This window comes from Mycobacterium sp. E796 (genome assembly GCF_001672815.1).
Lineage (GTDB): Bacteria > Actinomycetota > Actinomycetes > Mycobacteriales > Mycobacteriaceae > Mycobacterium.
Window position 1 is genome coordinate 22,809 of sequence record NZ_LZKK01000024.1, and the last position, 17,552, is coordinate 40,360.

General features: G+C 69.2%; 18 protein-coding genes. 4 read left to right on the forward strand and 14 right to left on the reverse strand.

What is annotated here, in order from left to right; translation table 11 throughout:
- Positions 1 to 3 precede the first annotated feature (3 nt).
- From whiA to A5706_RS01745, 9 genes are all read right to left on the reverse strand, one after another.
- Positions 4 to 981, reverse strand: coding sequence for a DNA-binding protein WhiA (gene whiA, locus A5706_RS01710; protein ID WP_156766912.1), 978 nt, complete (start codon positions 979 to 981; stop codon positions 4 to 6).
- A complete protein-coding gene (locus A5706_RS01715) occupies positions 978 to 2,003 on the reverse strand; it encodes a YvcK family protein (RefSeq protein WP_068126439.1) in 1,026 nt (341 codons plus the stop codon). The genes whiA and A5706_RS01715 overlap by 4 nt, the downstream gene beginning before the upstream one ends.
- Positions 2,000 to 2,875 (reverse strand): RNase adapter RapZ, encoded by an 876-nt coding sequence (gene rapZ / locus A5706_RS01720; RefSeq protein WP_068100617.1) that lies wholly within the window; start codon positions 2,873 to 2,875, stop codon positions 2,000 to 2,002. Before rapZ ends, A5706_RS01715 begins: the two co-directional genes overlap by 4 nt.
- Positions 2,872 to 4,815, reverse strand: coding sequence for an excinuclease ABC subunit UvrC (gene uvrC / locus A5706_RS01725; RefSeq protein ID WP_068126441.1), 1,944 nt, complete (start codon positions 4,813 to 4,815; stop codon positions 2,872 to 2,874). Before uvrC ends, rapZ begins: the two co-directional genes overlap by 4 nt.
- A gap of 1,055 nt (positions 4,816 to 5,870) precedes the next feature.
- Positions 5,871 to 6,377: an SRPBCC family protein gene (locus A5706_RS31925; RefSeq protein ID WP_082964131.1), complete on the reverse strand. Its 507-nt coding sequence runs from the start codon at positions 6,375 to 6,377 to the stop codon at positions 5,871 to 5,873.
- Between the two features lie 216 nt (positions 6,378 to 6,593).
- Positions 6,594 to 7,214, reverse strand: coding sequence for a sensor domain-containing protein (locus tag A5706_RS01730; RefSeq protein ID WP_068126465.1), 621 nt, complete (start codon positions 7,212 to 7,214; stop codon positions 6,594 to 6,596).
- Between the two features lie 66 nt (positions 7,215 to 7,280).
- Entirely contained in the window at positions 7,281 to 7,691 is a 411-nt protein-coding gene (locus tag A5706_RS01735) for a PH domain-containing protein (RefSeq protein ID WP_082964135.1), read from the reverse strand.
- A 50-nt stretch (positions 7,692 to 7,741) separates the two neighbouring features.
- Positions 7,742 to 8,224 (reverse strand): 6,7-dimethyl-8-ribityllumazine synthase, encoded by a 483-nt coding sequence (ribH, locus tag A5706_RS01740; protein ID WP_068126446.1) that lies wholly within the window; start codon positions 8,222 to 8,224, stop codon positions 7,742 to 7,744.
- Positions 8,221 to 9,498, reverse strand: coding sequence for a bifunctional 3,4-dihydroxy-2-butanone-4-phosphate synthase/GTP cyclohydrolase II (locus tag A5706_RS01745; RefSeq protein ID WP_068100611.1), 1,278 nt, complete (start codon positions 9,496 to 9,498; stop codon positions 8,221 to 8,223). Before A5706_RS01745 ends, ribH begins: the two co-directional genes overlap by 4 nt.
- A 181-nt stretch (positions 9,499 to 9,679) precedes the next feature.
- Between A5706_RS01745 and A5706_RS01750 the strand changes: the two genes are divergently transcribed.
- Positions 9,680 to 10,051: a hypothetical protein gene (locus tag A5706_RS01750; RefSeq protein ID WP_068126449.1), complete on the forward strand. Its 372-nt coding sequence runs from the start codon at positions 9,680 to 9,682 to the stop codon at positions 10,049 to 10,051.
- Between the two features lie 58 nt (positions 10,052 to 10,109).
- On the opposite strand, the gene A5706_RS01755 is transcribed toward A5706_RS01750, so the two are convergent.
- Positions 10,110 to 10,715, reverse strand: coding sequence for a riboflavin synthase (locus tag A5706_RS01755; RefSeq protein WP_068126451.1), 606 nt, complete (start codon positions 10,713 to 10,715; stop codon positions 10,110 to 10,112).
- Between the two features lie 84 nt (positions 10,716 to 10,799).
- On the opposite strand from A5706_RS01755, the gene A5706_RS01760 reads away from it, so the two are divergent.
- Both A5706_RS01760 and A5706_RS01765 read left to right on the forward strand, forming a co-directional pair.
- Positions 10,800 to 11,507, forward strand: a complete 708-nt coding sequence (locus A5706_RS01760) for an LppX_LprAFG lipoprotein (protein WP_068126453.1) — start codon at positions 10,800 to 10,802, stop codon at positions 11,505 to 11,507.
- On the forward strand, positions 11,504 to 13,066 hold the full coding sequence (locus A5706_RS01765) for an MFS transporter (RefSeq protein ID WP_068126456.1): 1,563 nt from the start codon (positions 11,504 to 11,506) through the stop codon (positions 13,064 to 13,066). The genes A5706_RS01760 and A5706_RS01765 overlap by 4 nt, the downstream gene beginning before the upstream one ends.
- Positions 13,067 to 13,069: 3 nt before the next feature.
- On the opposite strand, the gene ribD is transcribed toward A5706_RS01765, so the two are convergent.
- The 4 genes from ribD to fmt are packed head-to-tail and all read right to left on the reverse strand — an operon-like array spanning position 13,070 to position 17,124.
- On the reverse strand, positions 13,070 to 14,098 hold the full coding sequence (gene ribD / locus A5706_RS01770; protein WP_068126458.1) for a bifunctional diaminohydroxyphosphoribosylaminopyrimidine deaminase/5-amino-6-(5-phosphoribosylamino)uracil reductase RibD: 1,029 nt from the start codon (positions 14,096 to 14,098) through the stop codon (positions 13,070 to 13,072).
- On the reverse strand, positions 14,095 to 14,793 hold the full coding sequence (gene rpe / locus A5706_RS01775; RefSeq protein ID WP_156766913.1) for a ribulose-phosphate 3-epimerase: 699 nt from the start codon (positions 14,791 to 14,793) through the stop codon (positions 14,095 to 14,097). The genes ribD and rpe overlap by 4 nt, the downstream gene beginning before the upstream one ends.
- Positions 14,794 to 14,821: 28 nt before the next feature.
- Positions 14,822 to 16,189, reverse strand: coding sequence for an RsmB/NOP family class I SAM-dependent RNA methyltransferase (locus A5706_RS01780; RefSeq protein ID WP_068126460.1), 1,368 nt, complete (start codon positions 16,187 to 16,189; stop codon positions 14,822 to 14,824).
- Complete coding sequence (gene fmt / locus A5706_RS01785) at positions 16,186 to 17,124, reverse strand: methionyl-tRNA formyltransferase (protein WP_068126462.1); 939 nt, start codon at positions 17,122 to 17,124, stop codon at positions 16,186 to 16,188. Before fmt ends, A5706_RS01780 begins: the two co-directional genes overlap by 4 nt.
- 100 nt (positions 17,125 to 17,224) lie before the next feature.
- Here fmt and A5706_RS01790 point away from each other — a divergent pair.
- Positions 17,225 to 17,552, forward strand: a 328-nt coding sequence (locus A5706_RS01790; RefSeq protein ID WP_156766914.1) for a class I SAM-dependent methyltransferase, incomplete at its 3' end; no start/stop codon positions are given.

Sequence of the window (17,552 nt, forward strand, 5' to 3'; positions counted from 1 at the left end):
CGGCTACGCGTCCTCCAAGAGGTCCGGCGTCACGGCCGACTCGGTGTCGGGAATGCCTTCGACCTTCGCCTTGCGGTCGGCCATCGACAGCAGGCGCCGAATCCGGCCGGCCACAGCGTCTTTCGTCATCGGCGGGTCGGCCAGGCGGCCGAGCTCCTCCAGCGACGCCTGCCGGTGCTCGACGCGCAGCCGGCCCGCCGACGCCAGATGGTCCGGGACGCCGTCGCCGAGGATCTCCAGCGCGCGCTCCACCCGGGCGGCCGCCGCGACCGCCGCCCGCGCCGACCGCCGCAGGTTGGCGTCGTCGAAGTTGGCCAGGCGGTTGGCCGTCGCGCGGACCTCGCGGCGCATCCGTCGTTCCTCCCAGACCAGCCGGGTGTCCTGGGCGCCCATCCGGGTCAGCAGGGCGCCGATCGCCTCGCCGTCGCGCACCACCACCCGGTCCGCGCCGCGCACCTCGCGCGCCTTCGCACTGACCCCGAGCCGGCGCGCGGCGCCGACGAGCGCCAGCGCGGCCTCCGGGCCTGGGCAGCTGACCTCCAGGGCCGACGAACGTCCCGGCTCGGTCAGCGACCCGTGCGCCAAAAAGGCCCCCCGCCAGGCCGCCTCGGCGTCGGCGACGCTGCCGCCGACCACCTGGGCCGGCAGCCCGCGGACCGGGCGCCCCCGCATGTCGAGCAGACCCGTCTGGCGCGCCAGCGCCTCGCCGTCGTTGGCCACCCGCAGCACGTACCGGGTGCTCTTGCGAATCCCGCTGGCGGACAACACATGCACGACGGCGTTGTACCCGTAGAGCTCGAAGATGTCCTTGCGCAGCCGGCGCGCGACGTTGCCCAGGTCCACCTCGGCCTCGACGACCACCCGGCCGCCGACGATGTGCAGCCCCCCGGCGAACCTCAGCAGGGACGTGACCTCCGCGCGCCGCGCGCTGACGGATTTCACCACCAGGCGGCTCAGCTCGTCCTTGACTTCGGTCGTCATCGCCACGCGTCGTCACCCCTCGTCTCAACTTCGACCGGCAGCTGCGTGGTGGTCCGATCCAAAGGGGCTCCTCGACCTTTGTGACCCGCTCGGACCCCGTCCAGCGCCGCGGCGAGCTTGCCCGGGTCATGTAAAGGTGTACCAGGTCGGGCCACGTCAGCGAAGTGGACCTCGGCTTCCAGCAGCGTCGCGGTGCGGCGCAGTTGCTCGCGTTCGCGTTCGCTGGGCACCCGTTCGGCGTCGATGATGATGTCGTGCACGGTGAACCCGGGTGCGTGCTGGACCAGCACGTGCAGGTGGCGCTCCACCGAGAAGCCGGCCGTCTCCCCCGGCTCGGCCACCAGGTTGAGCACCAGCGCGCGCCGGGCGGTGGTGGCCCGCAGCGCCGTCGCCAGCCCCGGGACCAGCACGTGCGGGATCACGCTGGTGAACCACGACCCGGGACCCAGCACAACCAGGTCCGCGGCCATGATCGCGTCGACGGCCTGCCGGGTCGCCGGCGGATCGGGCGGCAGCAGCCGCACCCGCCGCACCTTGCCGGGCGTGGTCGCGATCGCCACCTGGCCGCGGATCAGCCGGAAGATCCGGGGATCGGCCTCCAGGCCGGACACGTCGGCCTCGATCTGCAGCGCGATCGGGCACATCGGCAGCACCCGGCCCTTGACGCCGAGGATGCGGCCCAGTTCGTCGAGGGCGGCGACGGGGTCGGCCAGCACCTCGGACAGGCCGGCCAGCAGCAGGTTGCCGATCGGATGCCCGGCCAGGGCGCCGGTGCCGCCGAATCGGTGCTGCAGGATGGTCGCCCACAGCCGGCCATACGGGCTGTCAGATGCCAACGCCGCCAACGCCATTCGCAGGTCGCCGGGCGGGATCACGTCCAGTTCGCTGCGCAGCCGGCCGGACGAGCCGCCGTCGTCGGCGACCGTGACCACGGCGGTGACGTAGGGCGTCAGCCGGCGCGCGGCGGACAGCGTCGCGTACAGGCCATGTCCGCCCCCCAGCGCAACGATGCCTTCATTCATTCGCGACCCAGATCCCGATGCAGCACCCGCACCGTCAGCTGCGGGTTACCCCCCAGCCGCTGCATCAATGCCTCGGCGATCGCGACGCTGCGATGCTTGCCGCCGGTGCAGCCGATGGCGACCGTCATGTAGCGCTTGCCCTCCCGGCGGTAGCCGTCGACAACCAGGTTTAGCAATCGATGGTAAGCGTCGAGGAACTCTCCCGCGCCCGGCTGGCCCAATACGTAGTCGCGCACCGCGGGGTGCTGGCCGGTGAGTGGGCGCAGATCGTCCACCCAGTGCGGGTTGGGCAGGAACCGGACGTCCATCACCATGTCGGCGTCCATCGGTAGGCCGTACTTGAAGCCGAACGATTCCACGGTGACGGCGGTGGACGCGCCGGTGTCGCCGCCGAACGCGCGCTCGATGCTCTCTCGCAGGCCCCGCACCGACAGCGTCGACGTGTCGATGATCAGGTCGGCGGTGGCGCGGACCGGGGCCAGCATCCTGCGCTCGGCGGCGATGCCCTCGGCCAGCGTCTGGTCGCCCTGCAGCGGGTGGCTGCGCCGGTTCTGCTCGTAGCGGCGCACCAGCATGTCGTCGGACGCCTCCATGAACACCACGCGCGGGCTGATGTTGCGGGTGGCCAGCTCGTTGCGCACCTCGTCGAGGTCGCCGGTGAAGCCGCGCGATCGCACGTCCATCACCACCGCCAGCTGGGTGATGCGCGAACCGGCGGCCAGCCCGAAATCCACCATGCGCGTAATAAGCTGGGGCGGCAGATTGTCGGCGACATACCAGCCGAGGTCCTCGAGCACTTTGGCCGCGGTGCCCCGCCCGGCCCCCGACAACCCCGTCACCAATACGACGTCGATGCCGGCCTGACTCGTCACTGCGAGCCCTCGGGCTGTTCGGGTCGCAGCGCCTCGAGGACGGCCGTGGCGGTGGCCACGCCGATGCCCGGAACGGCGGTGATCTGGTCGACGGTGGCCTCCTTGAGGCGGGCTATCGATCCGAAATGCGTTACCAGCGCCTTGCGGCGATGCTCTCCCAATCCTGGCACCGAGTCGAGCGCTGACGCGGTCATTCGCTTGGATCGCTTGCTGCGATGGTAGGTGATGGCGAACCGATGCGCCTCGTCACGCACGCGCTGCAACAGGTAGAGCCCCTCGCTGTTGCGGGGCATGATGATCGGGTCCGGCTCCGAGGGCACCCAGATCTCTTCCAGCCGCTTGGCCAGGCCGATCACCGCGACGTCGGTGATGCCGAGCTCGTCGAGCACGGCGCTGGCCGCGTTGACCTGTGGCGCGCCGCCGTCGACGACGTACAGGTTGGGCGGATAGGCGAAGCGCCGCGATTTGCCTTCCGCGGAAAGCATATTGGGGTCCTGCTGTTCGGAGAGGTGCCGCGCGAAACGGCGGCGGGTCACCTCGGCGATCGAGGCGACGTCGTCGGAGCGTCCCTGCCCGGCGGCCTCGCGGATGCCGAAGTGGCGGTAGTCGGACTTGCGGGGCAGGCCGTCCTCGAACACCACCAGCGAGCCCACCACGTCGGTACCCTGCACGTGGCTGATGTCGACGCATTCGATGCGCAGCGGCGCGTCGGCCAGGCCGAGGGCGTCCTGAATGTTCTGCAGCGCGGCGGATCTCGCGTTGAAGTCGCCTGCGCGCTTCAGCTTGTGTTGTTGCAGCGCCTCTTTCGCGTTGCGCTGCACGGTCTCGGCCAGCGCGCGCTTGTCGCCGCGCCGCGGCACCCTCAAGGTCACGCGCGAACCGCGCAGGCCGGACAGCCACGCGGTCAGCTCCTCGGAGTTGGACGGCAGGCAGGGCACCAGCACCTCGCGGGGCACCGGGTTGGCGGCCTCGTCGGCGGCGCCGCCCAGCTCGGCCTGTTCGCCGTAGAACTGCGTCAGGAACTGCTCGACCAGGCGCTCCTCGCCGGAATCGCCCGGCTCCCCGGACTTTTCGACGATCCAGCCGCGCTGGCCGCGCACCCGCCCGCCGCGCACGTGAAACACCTGCACCGCCGCTTCCAGCTCGTCGTCGGCGAAGGCGACCACGTCGGCGTCGGTGCCGTCGCCCAGCACCACGGCCTGCTTTTCCATGGCTCGCTTCAAAGCGCCCAGGTCGTCCCGCAGCCGCGCGGCCCGTTCGAAGTCGAGTCGCTCGGCCGCGGCGTTCATCTCGTGTTCCAGGTCGCGCGCGAAGCGGTCGGTCTTGCCGGACAGAAAGTCGCAGAAGTCCTCGACGATCTGGCGGTGCTGCTCGGCGCTGACCCTGCCGATGCACGGCGCCGAGCACTTGTCGATGTAGCCGAGCAGGCACGGCCGGTCGATCTGCTTGTGCCGCTTGAACACTCCGGCCGAGCACGTGCGCGCCGGGAACACCCGGGTGAGCAGGTCCAGCGTCTCCCGGATCGCCCACGCGTGTGAGTAGGGGCCGAAGTAGCGGACACCCTTGCGGCGCGGGCCGCGGTACACCATCAGCCGCGGGAACTCCTCGTTGAGGGTGACCGCCAGCACCGGGTAGGACTTGTCGTCGCGGTAGCGGACGTTGAAGCGCGGATCGAATTCCTTGATCCAGTTGTATTCCAGCTGCAGCGCCTCGACTTCGGTGTTCACCACCGTCCACTCGACCTTGGCCGCGGTGGTCACCATCTGCCGGGTTCGCGGGTGCAGGGCGGCGATGTCCTGGAAGTAGGACGTCAGCCTGCTGCGCAGGCTCTTGGCCTTGCCGACGTAGATGACGCGCCCGTGCGTGTCCCGGAAGCGGTAGACGCCGGGCTCGACCGGGATGGACCCGGGCGCGGGGCGATACGTTGCGGGATCTGGCACGTACCTAGGCTAGTAGGCCGGTAGGACGGCGGTGCCTCGTCGGTGCTGGGTGTCGGCGGCCCGTTTTGTGCCACGGATGGTTGCGCGTCGCCTGGCCCGTAACACTTCACCAAAGTCCAGCGATGTTGCCCGTAGCCGTGGGGATGGAGGCATGGCATGGGCGGACGCATCGACGTGCACGGAGTTTGCCCGCGCCCATGTTGGGAACATAAGCGAGGCGCCCAATGAATAAAGTTTGGCTCGTTCCGATAATGGTGTCCGGTGTGATTATTATTTTCCCGGCCCCGCGGGCCAATGCGGGTTTGTGTGACTATCCAGCTGTCTTGACCGGGGCCAACGTTTTCTTTGCCCAGGGCGCTTATTGTGATTGGCCCACTGAAATCAATGGATCACATTTGCACTGTGAGGCAGGGGGCCTGGCCGTCGACGCCGGCGCGGCTATTGCCGGGGGTTCCACGCTGGGCCTCGGCGGTCCGGGTGCCGGCGGCGTGAGTTGCACATGGCGGTGCCCCGACAACAGCATGGCACCGGCACCGAATCCTCCTGGCGCTTGGAAGTGGTATATGGTTCCCGTTCCTAATGCGTGCAGAGATCACATGGAACCGGCTGGATTCGCGAGCGCACCCGTTCTTCCCGGCGAAGGCATGCCAGTTCCGGCGCCACCTCCCGCAGCGGTAGGAGAACCGCCGGGAGGACCGGTATTGCCGCCGCAAACACCGCAAACAGACCTTCCCTAATCCCGTCAAAACGGCGGTGGGTCATCCGGGTCGGGTGGCGCGGGTCCAAAGTAGCTGGGCTGCTCAGCTTTTCGCACTATGAGAGCTTCGCGATTGCGTCGGCGTTCGGCGGCGATGCGGCCCGCTTTTTGCGCCCGGGTCTTGGTGCGCGGCGGCATCATGAACAGCAGCACACTGCCGGGCATGCTGACGTAGGTGTGCCCATCGGGAAGCCTCCAGGAATGCCCGTGCCGTCGGGCAGCTGTTGGTCCCGCCGGCCCCAGAACGTCTTCATCCGAAGATGGCACCGGCTGGCGGACTGGTGGTTAGCCCTGAGTGTCATGTGTTAGTCGTTGGTGCGGAAAACCAACGGCCACGTTCAATGTTCTGACCCATGCGAGTCATCAGGATAGTGAAGACACGCGGCAGTACAGGTGTGGCCAATTTGAAAGCAAGTCTTCCCTTACCGCCGATGGCAATCCGCAGCACAGTGCCGTTGTTGCCGTCCGAATCAACCTTGTAGTCCTCAACCCAGGCGTGAAACGCCGGTGCGCTTGTCCCGTTGACATGGAACGCGAGGCGGGCGCCTTCCTCCCAGACGAGGACCGATTCTTCAATCGTGATGCCGATGAACCGCTTCGTGTAGCGAGACCCAACGCCATGCGGTCCTGATGTCTGCCAACGGCCAGATTTGTCGAAGCCAGGGAAAAAGTCACCCCAATTGGCCGGGTCATGTGCAAGCGCGGCGAATACCTCGCTTGGCGGTCGGCCGACGTTAACGGTTGCGCGAAGACGGATGGGGGCGGTCTCGAGGAAGTCAAGATCGACGGCTTCGCAGGCGAACATCCGAATCTCCTTGCTTGCTGTGTGGTGGAGTGAATATACGGCTACCTTCGACGACCTGCCAGGTACTCAGCAGCTGATGCTGCCGGCACAGGCATTCCCCACCAACCGCTCCGCGGCCGCCCGAGACTCGCCTTCGACTACGGCGTCACCTAAAGAAGCGAGCAACTATTAAGACATGTGTTCGAATATGCCCAGACCGTCCGGCAAGTTCTCGGCTCAGGCGGTCCGGCGGTCGATCTGCGCCCGGCGTTTCGACGCCCAGTCCTTCATCGGAAATCCGGGCTTACTGTCACAGGCCGAAAGCATCAGGGCCACCCGGAGTAACACCGCCAGCCCGTAGTCACACGTCCACTTCGGGTGGGTCATCGTCCAGACCAGGACGCCGTCGTCGGTGGTGCCGAAGAAACTGAGCCGCATCGGCGGATACACCCCGGTGGGCGACACCCCGACGGCGTCGCCGTGGCATTTGGCGATGGCGGCGAAGCCCTTTGACACTACGTCGTGGGCCTTCATAGCCTTGTCGTAGACGTCGACCGATTCGGCGTAAAGCGCCGGACCGCCGAAACGGTAGGCGGACTCGGCGTGCTCCGCCGAGCCGGGAGGCAGCAGCGGGGAACCCTTGAACAACAAGGCCGCCGCGCATTCCGGCGGCCGGGCGCTGGTGAAGTAGTTGTCGCCCACCGGGGTCGCCGTCGCCGAGCCGAACGGGGTGGAATCCCCGTCAGCCAACAGCAGCTCGCGCGCCGAGATGGACAGGTGGGCATTCGCGGGGACCCCGGGTTGGCCGGGAGCCCGCACCGCTCGACCCGCCACCGAGGTTGCGCATCCGCCCACCATCACCGCGGCGATGACCAGCGCGGATGCCTCCCACAGATGACGCGCCACCCGGTGATGGTACAGCGCTCAGCCGAGGTCCGGCCGATATCGCGCGACCAGCGACCGCACGGTGTCCATGGCTTCCACGGCGCGCTCCTTGTCGACGGCCTGGATCGCCATCAGGGGAACGTACTCGTCGTGGGGCAGATCGACGCGCGCCCACCGCCGGCCGGGCGGAAAAGACACGCCGACCAAGTCGGCCCAGGGAATCAGCCTGTACCCGAACAGGTTTCGCACCGACAGACCCGCCGGTCCCACCCGCAGCCGTGGGCGGGCGAACAACAGCACGCCCCCGGCGATCACCAGACCCAGGACGGCGACCGCCACCTGATCGGAGGTGTGAAAGATCACCCCGCTGGACTTGATCTTCAGCAGCAGCCCCACCACGATGTGCGCCGCGGCGATTAGAAACGCGGCGATGTAAACGAATACCGGCATGCGGTGGGGACGCAGCTCGACATCCCATACCTCGCTGCTCGACGGCGAAGTCACGACCGAGCGCGCAGGTCACGCAACGTCAGCGCGGTGGCGAGGGCCGCCCCCGTGGCCTGGGCCCCCTTGTCCTCGGCCGATTCCGGAAGCCCGGCGCGGTCCAGCGCCTGCTCCTCGGTGTCGGTGGTCAGCACCCCGTTGGCCACCGGCGTCGACGCGTCCAGGGAAACCCGCGTGAGGCCCTGCGTCACCGCGTCACACACGTAGTCGAAATGCGGTGTCTGGCCGCGGATTACGACGCCGAGGGCGACGACGGCGTCGTGGTTGCGGGCCAGTTCCTGTGCGATCACCGGGATCTCGATCGCCCCGATCACCCGGACCACCGTCGGGTCGTCGATGCCCGACTCGGACGCGACCTTGCGGGCACCGGCCAGCAACGCGTCGCAGATTTCCGCGTGCCAGGTGCTCGCCACGATGGCCAGCCGCAGGCCGGAAGCGTCGAGCGGCGGCACGTCCGGAATGCCGGCACCACCACTCACAAGGCACCGCCGAATTCGCCTGGGAGATGCACGGACTCGTGAAAGTCGTCCAGCCCGACCAGGTCGTGGCCCATCTTGTCGCGCTTTGTCATCAAGTAGCGAATGTTCTCGGCGTTGGCCCGCACCGGTAGCGGCACCCGCTCGATGATGTGCAGACCGTACCCGTCCAACCCGACCCGCTTGGCCGGGTTGTTCGTCAGCAGGCGCATGGAGCGAACGCCGAGATCGACGAGGATCTGCGCGCCGATCCCGTAATCCCTTGCGTCGGCCGGCAATCCGAGCTTGAGGTTGGCGTCGACGGTGTCGTCGCCGGCGTCCTGCAGCTGGTATGCCTGCAGCTTGTGCATCAGGCCGATGCCGCGGCCCTCGTGGCCGCGCATGTATAGCACCACGCCGCGCCCCTCGCGCGCGACCATCGCCATCGCGGCGTCCAGTTGGGGGCCGCAGTCGCAGCGGCGAGAGCCGAACACGTCGCCGGTCAGGCATTCGGAGTGGACGCGGACCAACACGTCGTCGCCATCGGCGTTGGGACCGGCGATCTCGCCACGAACCAGCGCCACGTGCTCGACGTCCTCATAGATGCTGGAGTAGCCGATGGCGCGAAACTCGCCGTGCCGGGTCGGTATCCGCGCCTCGGCGATGCGCTCGATGTGCTTCTCGTGCTTGCGCCGCCACTCGATCAAATCGGCGATGGTGATCAGCGCGAGGTCGTGCTCGTCGGCGAAGACCCGCAACTCGTCGGTCTGCGCCATCGAGCCCTCGTCCTTCTGGCTGACGATTTCGCAGATCGCGCCCGCGGGTTGCAGCCCCGCCATCCGGGCCAGATCGACGGCGGCCTCTGTGTGGCCCGGCCGGCGCAACACCCCGCCGTCCTTGGCGCGCAACGGAACCACGTGGCCGGGACGGGTGAAATCGTCGGCAACGCTGGCCGGATCGGCCAACAGCCGCATCGTCGTGGCCCGGTCGGAGGCCGAAATCCCGGTTCCCACACCGTTTCTCGCGTCGACGGTGACGGTGTAGGCCGTCCCGTGCTTGTCCTGGTTCACTGCGTACATCGGGAGCAGCCCAAGCCGGTCGCAGATCGAGCCGTCCAGCGGTACGCACAGGTATCCCGAGGTGTAGCGGACCATGAAGGCCACCATCTCCGGCGTCGCCTTCTCGGCCGCGAAGATCAGGTCGCCCTCGTTCTCGCGCTCCTCGTCGTCGATGACGACGACGGCCTTACCGGCCGCAATGTCGGCAACCGCCCTCTCGACGGAGTCCAACCTCGTCATCTCGCTGCCTTGCTCTCGTAGTTGCATTCAGTATGAACCACCGCGGCGCCGCCGTTATTGCCAGGAGTTTTGTGCCCGAATCGATCGTGAGGCTTAAGCCGGGCGTAAGCCCCAGCTATGAGCGACATGTGAGGTGGCGGACCCCGTTTCTGGTCCCGTTATTAAGGGAAATCTGGGGGTCATGAACACAAACACGCAAACCAAGACATGGGTCCGCCTGTGCACCGGTGCGCTGGCGGCCGGCGGGATGGCCGCGGCCGCGCTCGGGCTGACTTCCGGCACCGCCCAGGCGGCGCCTCCCCCAGCGCCCGCATATCACCACCATTGGTGCCCTGGCGACCAGTGGGACAACGCCTGGGGCCCGTACCAGAACTGGAACAACTGCCGCGACTGGGATGACAACTATGGTGGCCCGGCCGGCTACGGCGCACCTCCGCCGTGGGCGCGGCCGATGCCCCCGCCGCCGCCGTGGGCGCCGTGGGCCCAGGTCGTCTGGAACGCCCAGTTCAATGACTGGGGCTACTGGGACGGCCCGAACTGGCGAGGCCTGTAACAGGCGCACCCAACCCGATCCGAGAGCAGGCCGCTGCAGCGACATCACCCCGCCGCTGCTAGCGGTCTGCTTTCATTAGCCGCTCAACATACTTGGCGATGACGTCGACCTCGAGGTTCACCTGGGTTCCAACGGGTGCACAACCAAGGGTGGTCAGTTCGCGCGTCGTCGGGATCAGCGAAACCTCGAACCAGTCCCGCGGCTCCGAGCCGAGTCCGGACACCGTGAGGGAGATCCCGTCGACGGTGATCGACCCCTTCTCGACGACGTAGCGGGCGACCGCCGCGGGCACCTCGATCCGGACGACCTCCCAGTTCTCGGAGGGCGTGCGGGCGACGATCCGGCCGGTGCCGTCGACGTGCCCCTGCACGATGTGTCCGCCGAGCCGGCTGTTGACGGCCGCGGCGCGTTCGAGATTGACCCGGCTGCCCACCTGCAACTCGCCCAGGTTGGACCGGTTCAGGGTCTCGCCCATCACGTCGGCGCTGAACCGGCCGTCCGGCAGCAGCTCGGCGACCGTCAGGCACACCCCGTTGACGGCGATCGAATCGCCGTGCCCGGCGTCGCCGGTCACCATCGGTCCGCGGATGGTCAACCGCGCAGCGTCATCGAGGATGTCGCGGCCGGTCACCTCCCCCAGCTCCTCGACAATTCCGGTGAACATTGCACCAGGTTAACGGGCCGATGCGCGGCCGAGCGGGCCCCGCGTTTCCCGAGCCGGTCACGGGCACCCTCTACGATGCAGGGTATGCCGACTCGCCACCGTCTATTGGCCGTCCTCGCTTCCCTGACTCTCGCCACCGCTCTGGTCGCCGGTTGCTCCTCCGGCTCGAAGGTGAGCGGCGGGCCGCTCCCCGACGGCACGACCCTGGTCAAGCAATCCGCCGCCACGACCAAGAACGTTAAGAGCGCCCACCTCGTGATCAAGGTGAACGGCAAGATTCCTGGGTTGCCCATCAAGGTGCTGACGGGTGACCTCACCAACGCGCCGGCCACCGCCGCGTCAGGAAACGCCACGCTCACCGTTGGGGGGTCTGACATTCAAGCCGACTTTGTCGTCGTCGACGGCGACCTTTACGCCACACTCACACCGAACAAATGGAGTGATTTCGGGAAGGCGTCCGACATCTATGACGTCTCGGTGATCCTGAACCCGGACGACGGGCTGGCCAACGCGCTGAACAACTTCACCGATGCCAAGGCCGAGGGGCGCGACAACATTAACGGCCAGGACGCCGTCAAGATCAGCGGAAAGTTCTCCGCGGACGCGGTGAACAAGCTCGTTCCGCAGTTCACCGCGTCGGGGCAGGTTCCGGGCACGGTGTGGATCCAGGAGAATGGCGACCACCAGCTGGTTCAGGCCAGCCTGGAAAAGAGCTCCGGCAATTCCCTGCAGATGACCATGTCCAACTGGGGCGCGCCGGTCAACGTCACCAAGCCCCCGGTGATCTCATGAGCGCTCAGGGGGGACGCCGGGTCGCGATCAGCGCCGGCAGCCTTGCGGTGCTGCTGGGGGCCCTCGACACCTACGTCGTGGTCACCATCATGCGCGACATCATGGGCGACGTCGGGATCCCGGTGAACCAGCTGCAGCGGATCACCTGGATCGTGACGATGTACCTGCTGGGCTACATCGCGGCCATGCCGCTTTTGGGCCGGGCGTCGGACCGGTTTGGCCGCAAGCTGCTGTTGCAGGCCGCCCTGGCCCTGTTCATCGTGGGTTCGGTGGTCACCGCGTTGGCCGGTCAGTTCGGCGACTTCCACATGCTGATCGCCGGCCGAACCATCCAGGGCGTGGCCAGCGGCGCGCTGTTGCCGGTCACCCTGGCGCTTGGCGCCGACCTCTGGTCGCAACGCAACCGCGCCGGCGTGCTGGGCGGCATCGGCGCCGCGCAGGAGCTCGGCAGCGTGCTCGGTCCGCTGTACGGCATCTTCATCGTCTGGTTGTTTCACGACTGGCGATACGTGTTCTGGATCAACGTCCCGCTGACGCTGATCGCGATGGTGATGATCCAGTTCAGCCTGCCCTCGCGCGATCGCACCGAGGCGCCCGAACGGATCGACCTGGTCGGTGGCCTGCTGTTGGCGGTCGCCCTGGGGCTCGCGGTGATCGGCCTGTACAACCCCAACCCCGACGGCAAGCAGGTGCTGCCCAGCTACGGGTTGCCCTTGGTGATCGGCGCGATTGTCGCCGCGGTGGCCTTCGTGGTGTGGGAGCGGTTCTCGCGCACCCGGTTGATCGACCCGGCCGGGGTCCACTTCCGTCCCTTCCTGGCGGCCCTGGGCGCCTCGTTGACGGCGGGCGCGGCGTTGATGGTGACCCTGGTCGACGTGGAGCTGTTCGGGCAGGGCGTGCTGCAGATGAATCAGAACCAGGCGGCCGGGCTGCTGCTCTGGTTCTTGATCGCCCTGCCGATCGGCGCGGTGCTGGGCGGCTGGATCGCCACCCGCATCGGCGACCGGATCATGATCTTCGTCGGCCTGCTCATCGCCGCCTACGGGTACTGGCTGATTCACTACTGGCGCGAAGACATCTTGGGGCACAAGGTCAATGTCTTCGGGTTGTTCAGCGTGCCGACGATCCACGCCGACCTGTTGGTGGCCGGCCTCGGACTGGGCCTGGTGATCGGGCCGCTGTCGTCGGCGGCCCTGCGGGTGGTCCCCGCCGCGCAACACGGCATCGCCTCGGCGGCCGTGGTGGTGGCCCGCATGACGGGCATGCTGATCGGTGTGGCCGCGCTGACGGCCTGGGGTTTCTACCGGTTCAACCAGATCGTCGCGGGCCTCACGGCGGCGATCCCGCCGGACGCCACCCTGCTGGAGCGCGTGCTCGCGCAGGGCACCATGTACATCAAGGCCTTCGCGGCGATGTACGGCGACATTTTCCTGGTCACCGTCGGCATCTGTGTGGTGGGCGCGCTGCTGGGCCTGTTGGTCAGCGGGCGCAAGGAACACGCCGAGGAGCCGGAAGTCGCCGAGGAGCCGGCGGAAATCAACCCGGCGCCCGCTCCCTGAGGGCTAGCCGCCCTGCGGCACCAGGCTGAGCACCAGGTCGGGGCCGGCCCGGTCGATCCCGTCGAACTGCCAGCGCAGCGCCCGCGAGATGGTGGGCACCCCCACGTCTTCGACGGCGGTGTTAGGGCCGCCCACCAGCGTCGGCGCCACGTAAGCCAGGATCCGGTTGACCGCCCCGGCGCGCAGGAACGCTCCGGCGAGGGTGGGGCCGCCTTCGAGCAGGACGTCGGTGCGGTCCGACAGCGCCTTGATGACCTCCATGGGGTCGTGTGTGCGAATCACCATGGTGCGCGAATCGTCGTTGAGAACCTTTGCCTCCGGCGGTATTTCGCGCATGCCCACCACCACTCGCAGCGGTTGGCGGGTGGCCAGCGACCCGTCGGGCAGCCGTGCGGTCAGCGCCGGGTCGTCGGCCAGCACCGTGCCGGTGCCGACCACGATCGCGTCGGCGATGGCACGCCTGCGATGCAGGTCCAACCGGGACGCCTCGCTGGAGATCCATTGGCTGGTGCCGTCGGCGGCGGCGCTGCGGCCGTCGACGCTGCTGGCGTACTTCCACGTGACGTGCGGCAGCCCGGTGCGCACCTTGTGCAGCCACTCGCGCAGCGGCCCGGCGGCCACCTGGTCCGCCAAGATCCCCGACCGCACCTGCACTCCCGCGGCCTGCAGCCGGCCCGCTCCCCCGCCGGCGATCGCGTTCGGGTCGCCGACGGCGTAGATGACCGTGCCCACCCTGGCCTCGATCAGGGCGTTGACGCACGGCGGCGTCTTGCCGTAGTGATTGCACGGCTCGAGGGTGACGAACGCGATGCCGCCCGCGGCCAGGCCGCCCGCCCGCCGCAACGCCAGCACCTCGGCGTGGTCGCCGCCCGCGGGCTCGGTGGCGCCGACGCCGACGACGTGGCCTTCCGGGTCGACGATCACGCATCCGACCGGCGGGTTCGGGTAGGTGGTGCCCTTGACCTGGTAGGAGTGTTCGATCGCCAGGCGCATGGCCGCGTCGAGGCTGTCGACCGACTGGGGTTGGTTCATGCGCGCAGGTGCGAGGATGCGGCCGCGGCCCGTCGCCGCAGCGCCTCGACCGCGGCGTCCGGGTCTTCCGCCCCGTACACCGCCGACCCGGCGACAAAGCAGTCCACGCCGGCTTCGGCGGCCTGCTCGATGGTGTCCTCGTTGATGCCGCCGTCGATCTCGACCAGGATGGTCAACCCTCCCGCCTCGATCAGCTTGCGCGCGGCGCGGACCTTCCCGAGCACCTCGGGGATGAAGCTCTGGCCGCCGAAACCGGGCTCGACCGACATGATCAGCAGGGTGTCGAAGTGCGGCAGGATTTCGAAGTAGGGCTCCAGCGGCGTGCCCGGTTTCACGCTGATCCCGGCCTTGGCGCCGGCGGCGCGGATGTCGCGGGCCACGCCGACGGGATTGTCGGTGGCCTCGGCGTGGAAGGTGACGTTGTAGGCGCCCGCCTCGGCGTAGGGCGGCGCCCAGCGATCCGGATCCTCGATCATCAGGTGGCAATCCATCGGGATGGTGGTGGTCGCGAGCATGGCCTCCACCACGGGCAGCCCGATGGTCAGGTTGGGCACGAAGTGGTTGTCCATCACGTCGACGTGCAACCAGTCGGCACCGCGGACGGCGGCCGCTTCGTCGGCGAGTCGGGCGAAATCGGCGGCGAGGATCGACGGGGCGATCAGCGGTCCCGCGCTACTGCGAGGCATGAGCGTCACATTACTGAGCCAGGGGGCCAACCTCACTTCAGGCGCGGCGCAGCGCCGCGGCGAACATCGCGTCGGTGCCGTGCCGGTGCGGCCACAGCTGCACCGAATTTCCCTCCCCGAGCCCGGTGACGGGGTCGAACAGCGGCCGGGTGTCCAGCTCGGACACCGGATGACGCCGCAGCGCGTCGCCAACCACCCCAACGGTTTCCGCGAGGTGCGGCGAACAGGTCGCGTACAGCACCACGCCGCCGGGCCGGGTCAGCGCGATCGCCGCGGCCAGCAGCTCGCGTTGCAGCTTGGCCAGCGCCGGCACGTCGGCGGGCCCGCGGCGCCACCGGGCCTCCGGGCGGCGCCGCAACGCGCCCAACCCGGTGCACGGCGCGTCGACGAGCACCCGGTCGAAGCCGGGCTCGAGCCCGCTCTCGCGCCCGTCGACCCGGAGCACGTCGACCGGCAGCCCGCGGGTGTTCTGCTCGACCATCTCGGCGCGCCGCGGCGCCGGCTCCACCGCCGTGACGCGGGCGCCCGACTCCGCGCCGATCGCGGCAAGCAACGCGGTCTTACCGCCCGGACCGGCGCACAGGTCCAGCCACCGCCCGGTGTCACCGTCGACCGGCGCCAGCGTCAGGGCGCGGGCCACCAGCTGGCTGCCCTCGTCCTGGACCAGCGCGGCGCCGTCGCGCACCGGCGCCAGCCGCCCGGGATCCCCGCCCGGCAGGTACACCGCGTACGGCGAGTACCGGCCGACGGTGCCACCGACCGCCTCGGCCAGCTCGGCGGCGGTCAGCACCCCGGGCCGGGCCGCCAGGTGGACCTGGGGCCGCGCGTCGTCGCTTTCCAGCACCGCGTCGAGTTCGGTGGCGGACGCGCCCAGCGCGTCGGCGAAAGCCTGGGCGACCCAGCGCGGGTGCGCGTGCACGAACGCGGCGTGCCCGACCGGGTCGCGCGACGGGTCGGGGGCCAGCTCGTCGACCCAGGACTTCTCGTCCCGCCCGGCGATGGTGCGCAGCACACCGTTGACGAAACCCGCTCGGCCCGAATCGAATTCGATTCCCGCCTGCTCGACCGTGGTGGACACCGCGGCGTGTGCGTCGACCCGGGTGCGCAGCAGCTGGTAGGTGCCGAGCCGGAGCAGGTCGAGCAGCACCGGGTCGATGGCTTCCGGCGGTCGCCCCGCGGCCGCGCCGATGATCGCGTCGAGCAGGCCGCGGGCGCGGCAGGTGCCGTAGGTGAGCTCGGTGGCGAAAGCGGCGTCGCGGCCGGTGATTCCACGTTGACGCAGCACCGCGGGCAGGGCCAGGTTGGCGTACGCGTCGCGCTCGCTGACGGCCCGCAGCACCTCGAACGCGGCGGCGCGCGCCGGGTCCAGCGGCCGGCGCCTCCTGGGGCGCCCCCGGTTGCTCACGACGCCCGAGCTGCGGCGTCGAGGCGGGCGCCGCGCGCCCAGTCCACGGCGTTCATGAACTTCTTGCCCGGCGGCTGAATCTGGCCCAGCCGCACCGGTTCCGAGCCGGTGCCGATCCACACGTGCTTGCGGTCCGCGTGAATGACGCCGGGCGGCAGTAGTTTTGGGGCCGTTGGGCCCGAGTCGATCTGCACGGGCCCGATCTTGATGCGCAGGTCGCCGACCAGCGTCCAGGCACCCGGGTTGGGCGTGACGGCGCGGATCCGGCGCTCCACCACGGGCGCGGGCAGCTCCCAGCGCACCCGGGCCGCTTCCACCGTGATCTTCGGCGCCATGCTGACCCCGTCGGCCGGTTGCGGCCGTGGCGTCAGCGTCCCGTCGGCGATGCCGTCCAGCGTGGCCGACAACAGCGCCGCCCCCGAAAGTGAAAGGCGCTCAAGCAGATCGCCCGCGGTGTCGGTGGGCCGGATCGTCTCGGTGACGACGCCGTAGACCGGTCCCGAGTCCATGCTCGGCTCGATCCGGAAGGTGGTCGCCCCGGTGATGGCGTCGCCCGCGGCGATCGCGGCCTGCACCGGCGCCGCGCCGCGCCACGCGGGCAGCAGCGAGAAGTGCAGGTTGATCCAGCCGTGCGGCGGCACCGCGAGCAGGCCGTCGCGCAGCAGCGCACCGTAGGCGACCACCGGGCAGCAGTCGGGCGCCAGCTCCGACAGCTCGGCGACGAACTCCGGTGAATTGGGTCGCGCCGGGCGCAGCACCGGGATGCCGCGATCGTGCGCCTCGCGGGCCACCGGTGACGGCTCCGGCTTGCCGCGCCGCCCGGACGCGGCGTCGGGCCGGGTCAGCACCGCGACCACGTCGTGCCGGGGCGAGTCGATGAGGGTGCGCAGCGCGGGCAGCGCGGGTTCGGGGGTGCCGGCGAAGACGAGGCGCACCGCACAAGTGTAGGAAGCACCGGATCTACGCAGGATATGGCCAGGTTCCACACAGTTGCATCCGTATATTGTTTCTCATGACTACTATTCAGGAGGTTCGATGACGCTCGACGCCGTGGACGCCAACACCCCAGACGACCTTGCGGCAACACATCGCGCCATGTGGGCGCTCGGGGACTATGCCCTGATGGCCGAGGAGGTGATGGCGCCGCTGGGCCCGGTCCTGGTCGCCGCAGCGGGTATCGGGCCGGGCACGCGGGTGCTCGACGTCGCCGCCGGATCGGGCAACATCTCGCTGCCCGCCGCCGCGACGGGCGCCGACGTCATTTCCACCGACCTCACGCCCGAGTTGCTGCGGCGGTCCCAGGCGCGGGCGGCGGCGCTGGGGCTGACTCTCGACTACCGCGAGGCCAATGCGCACGCACTGC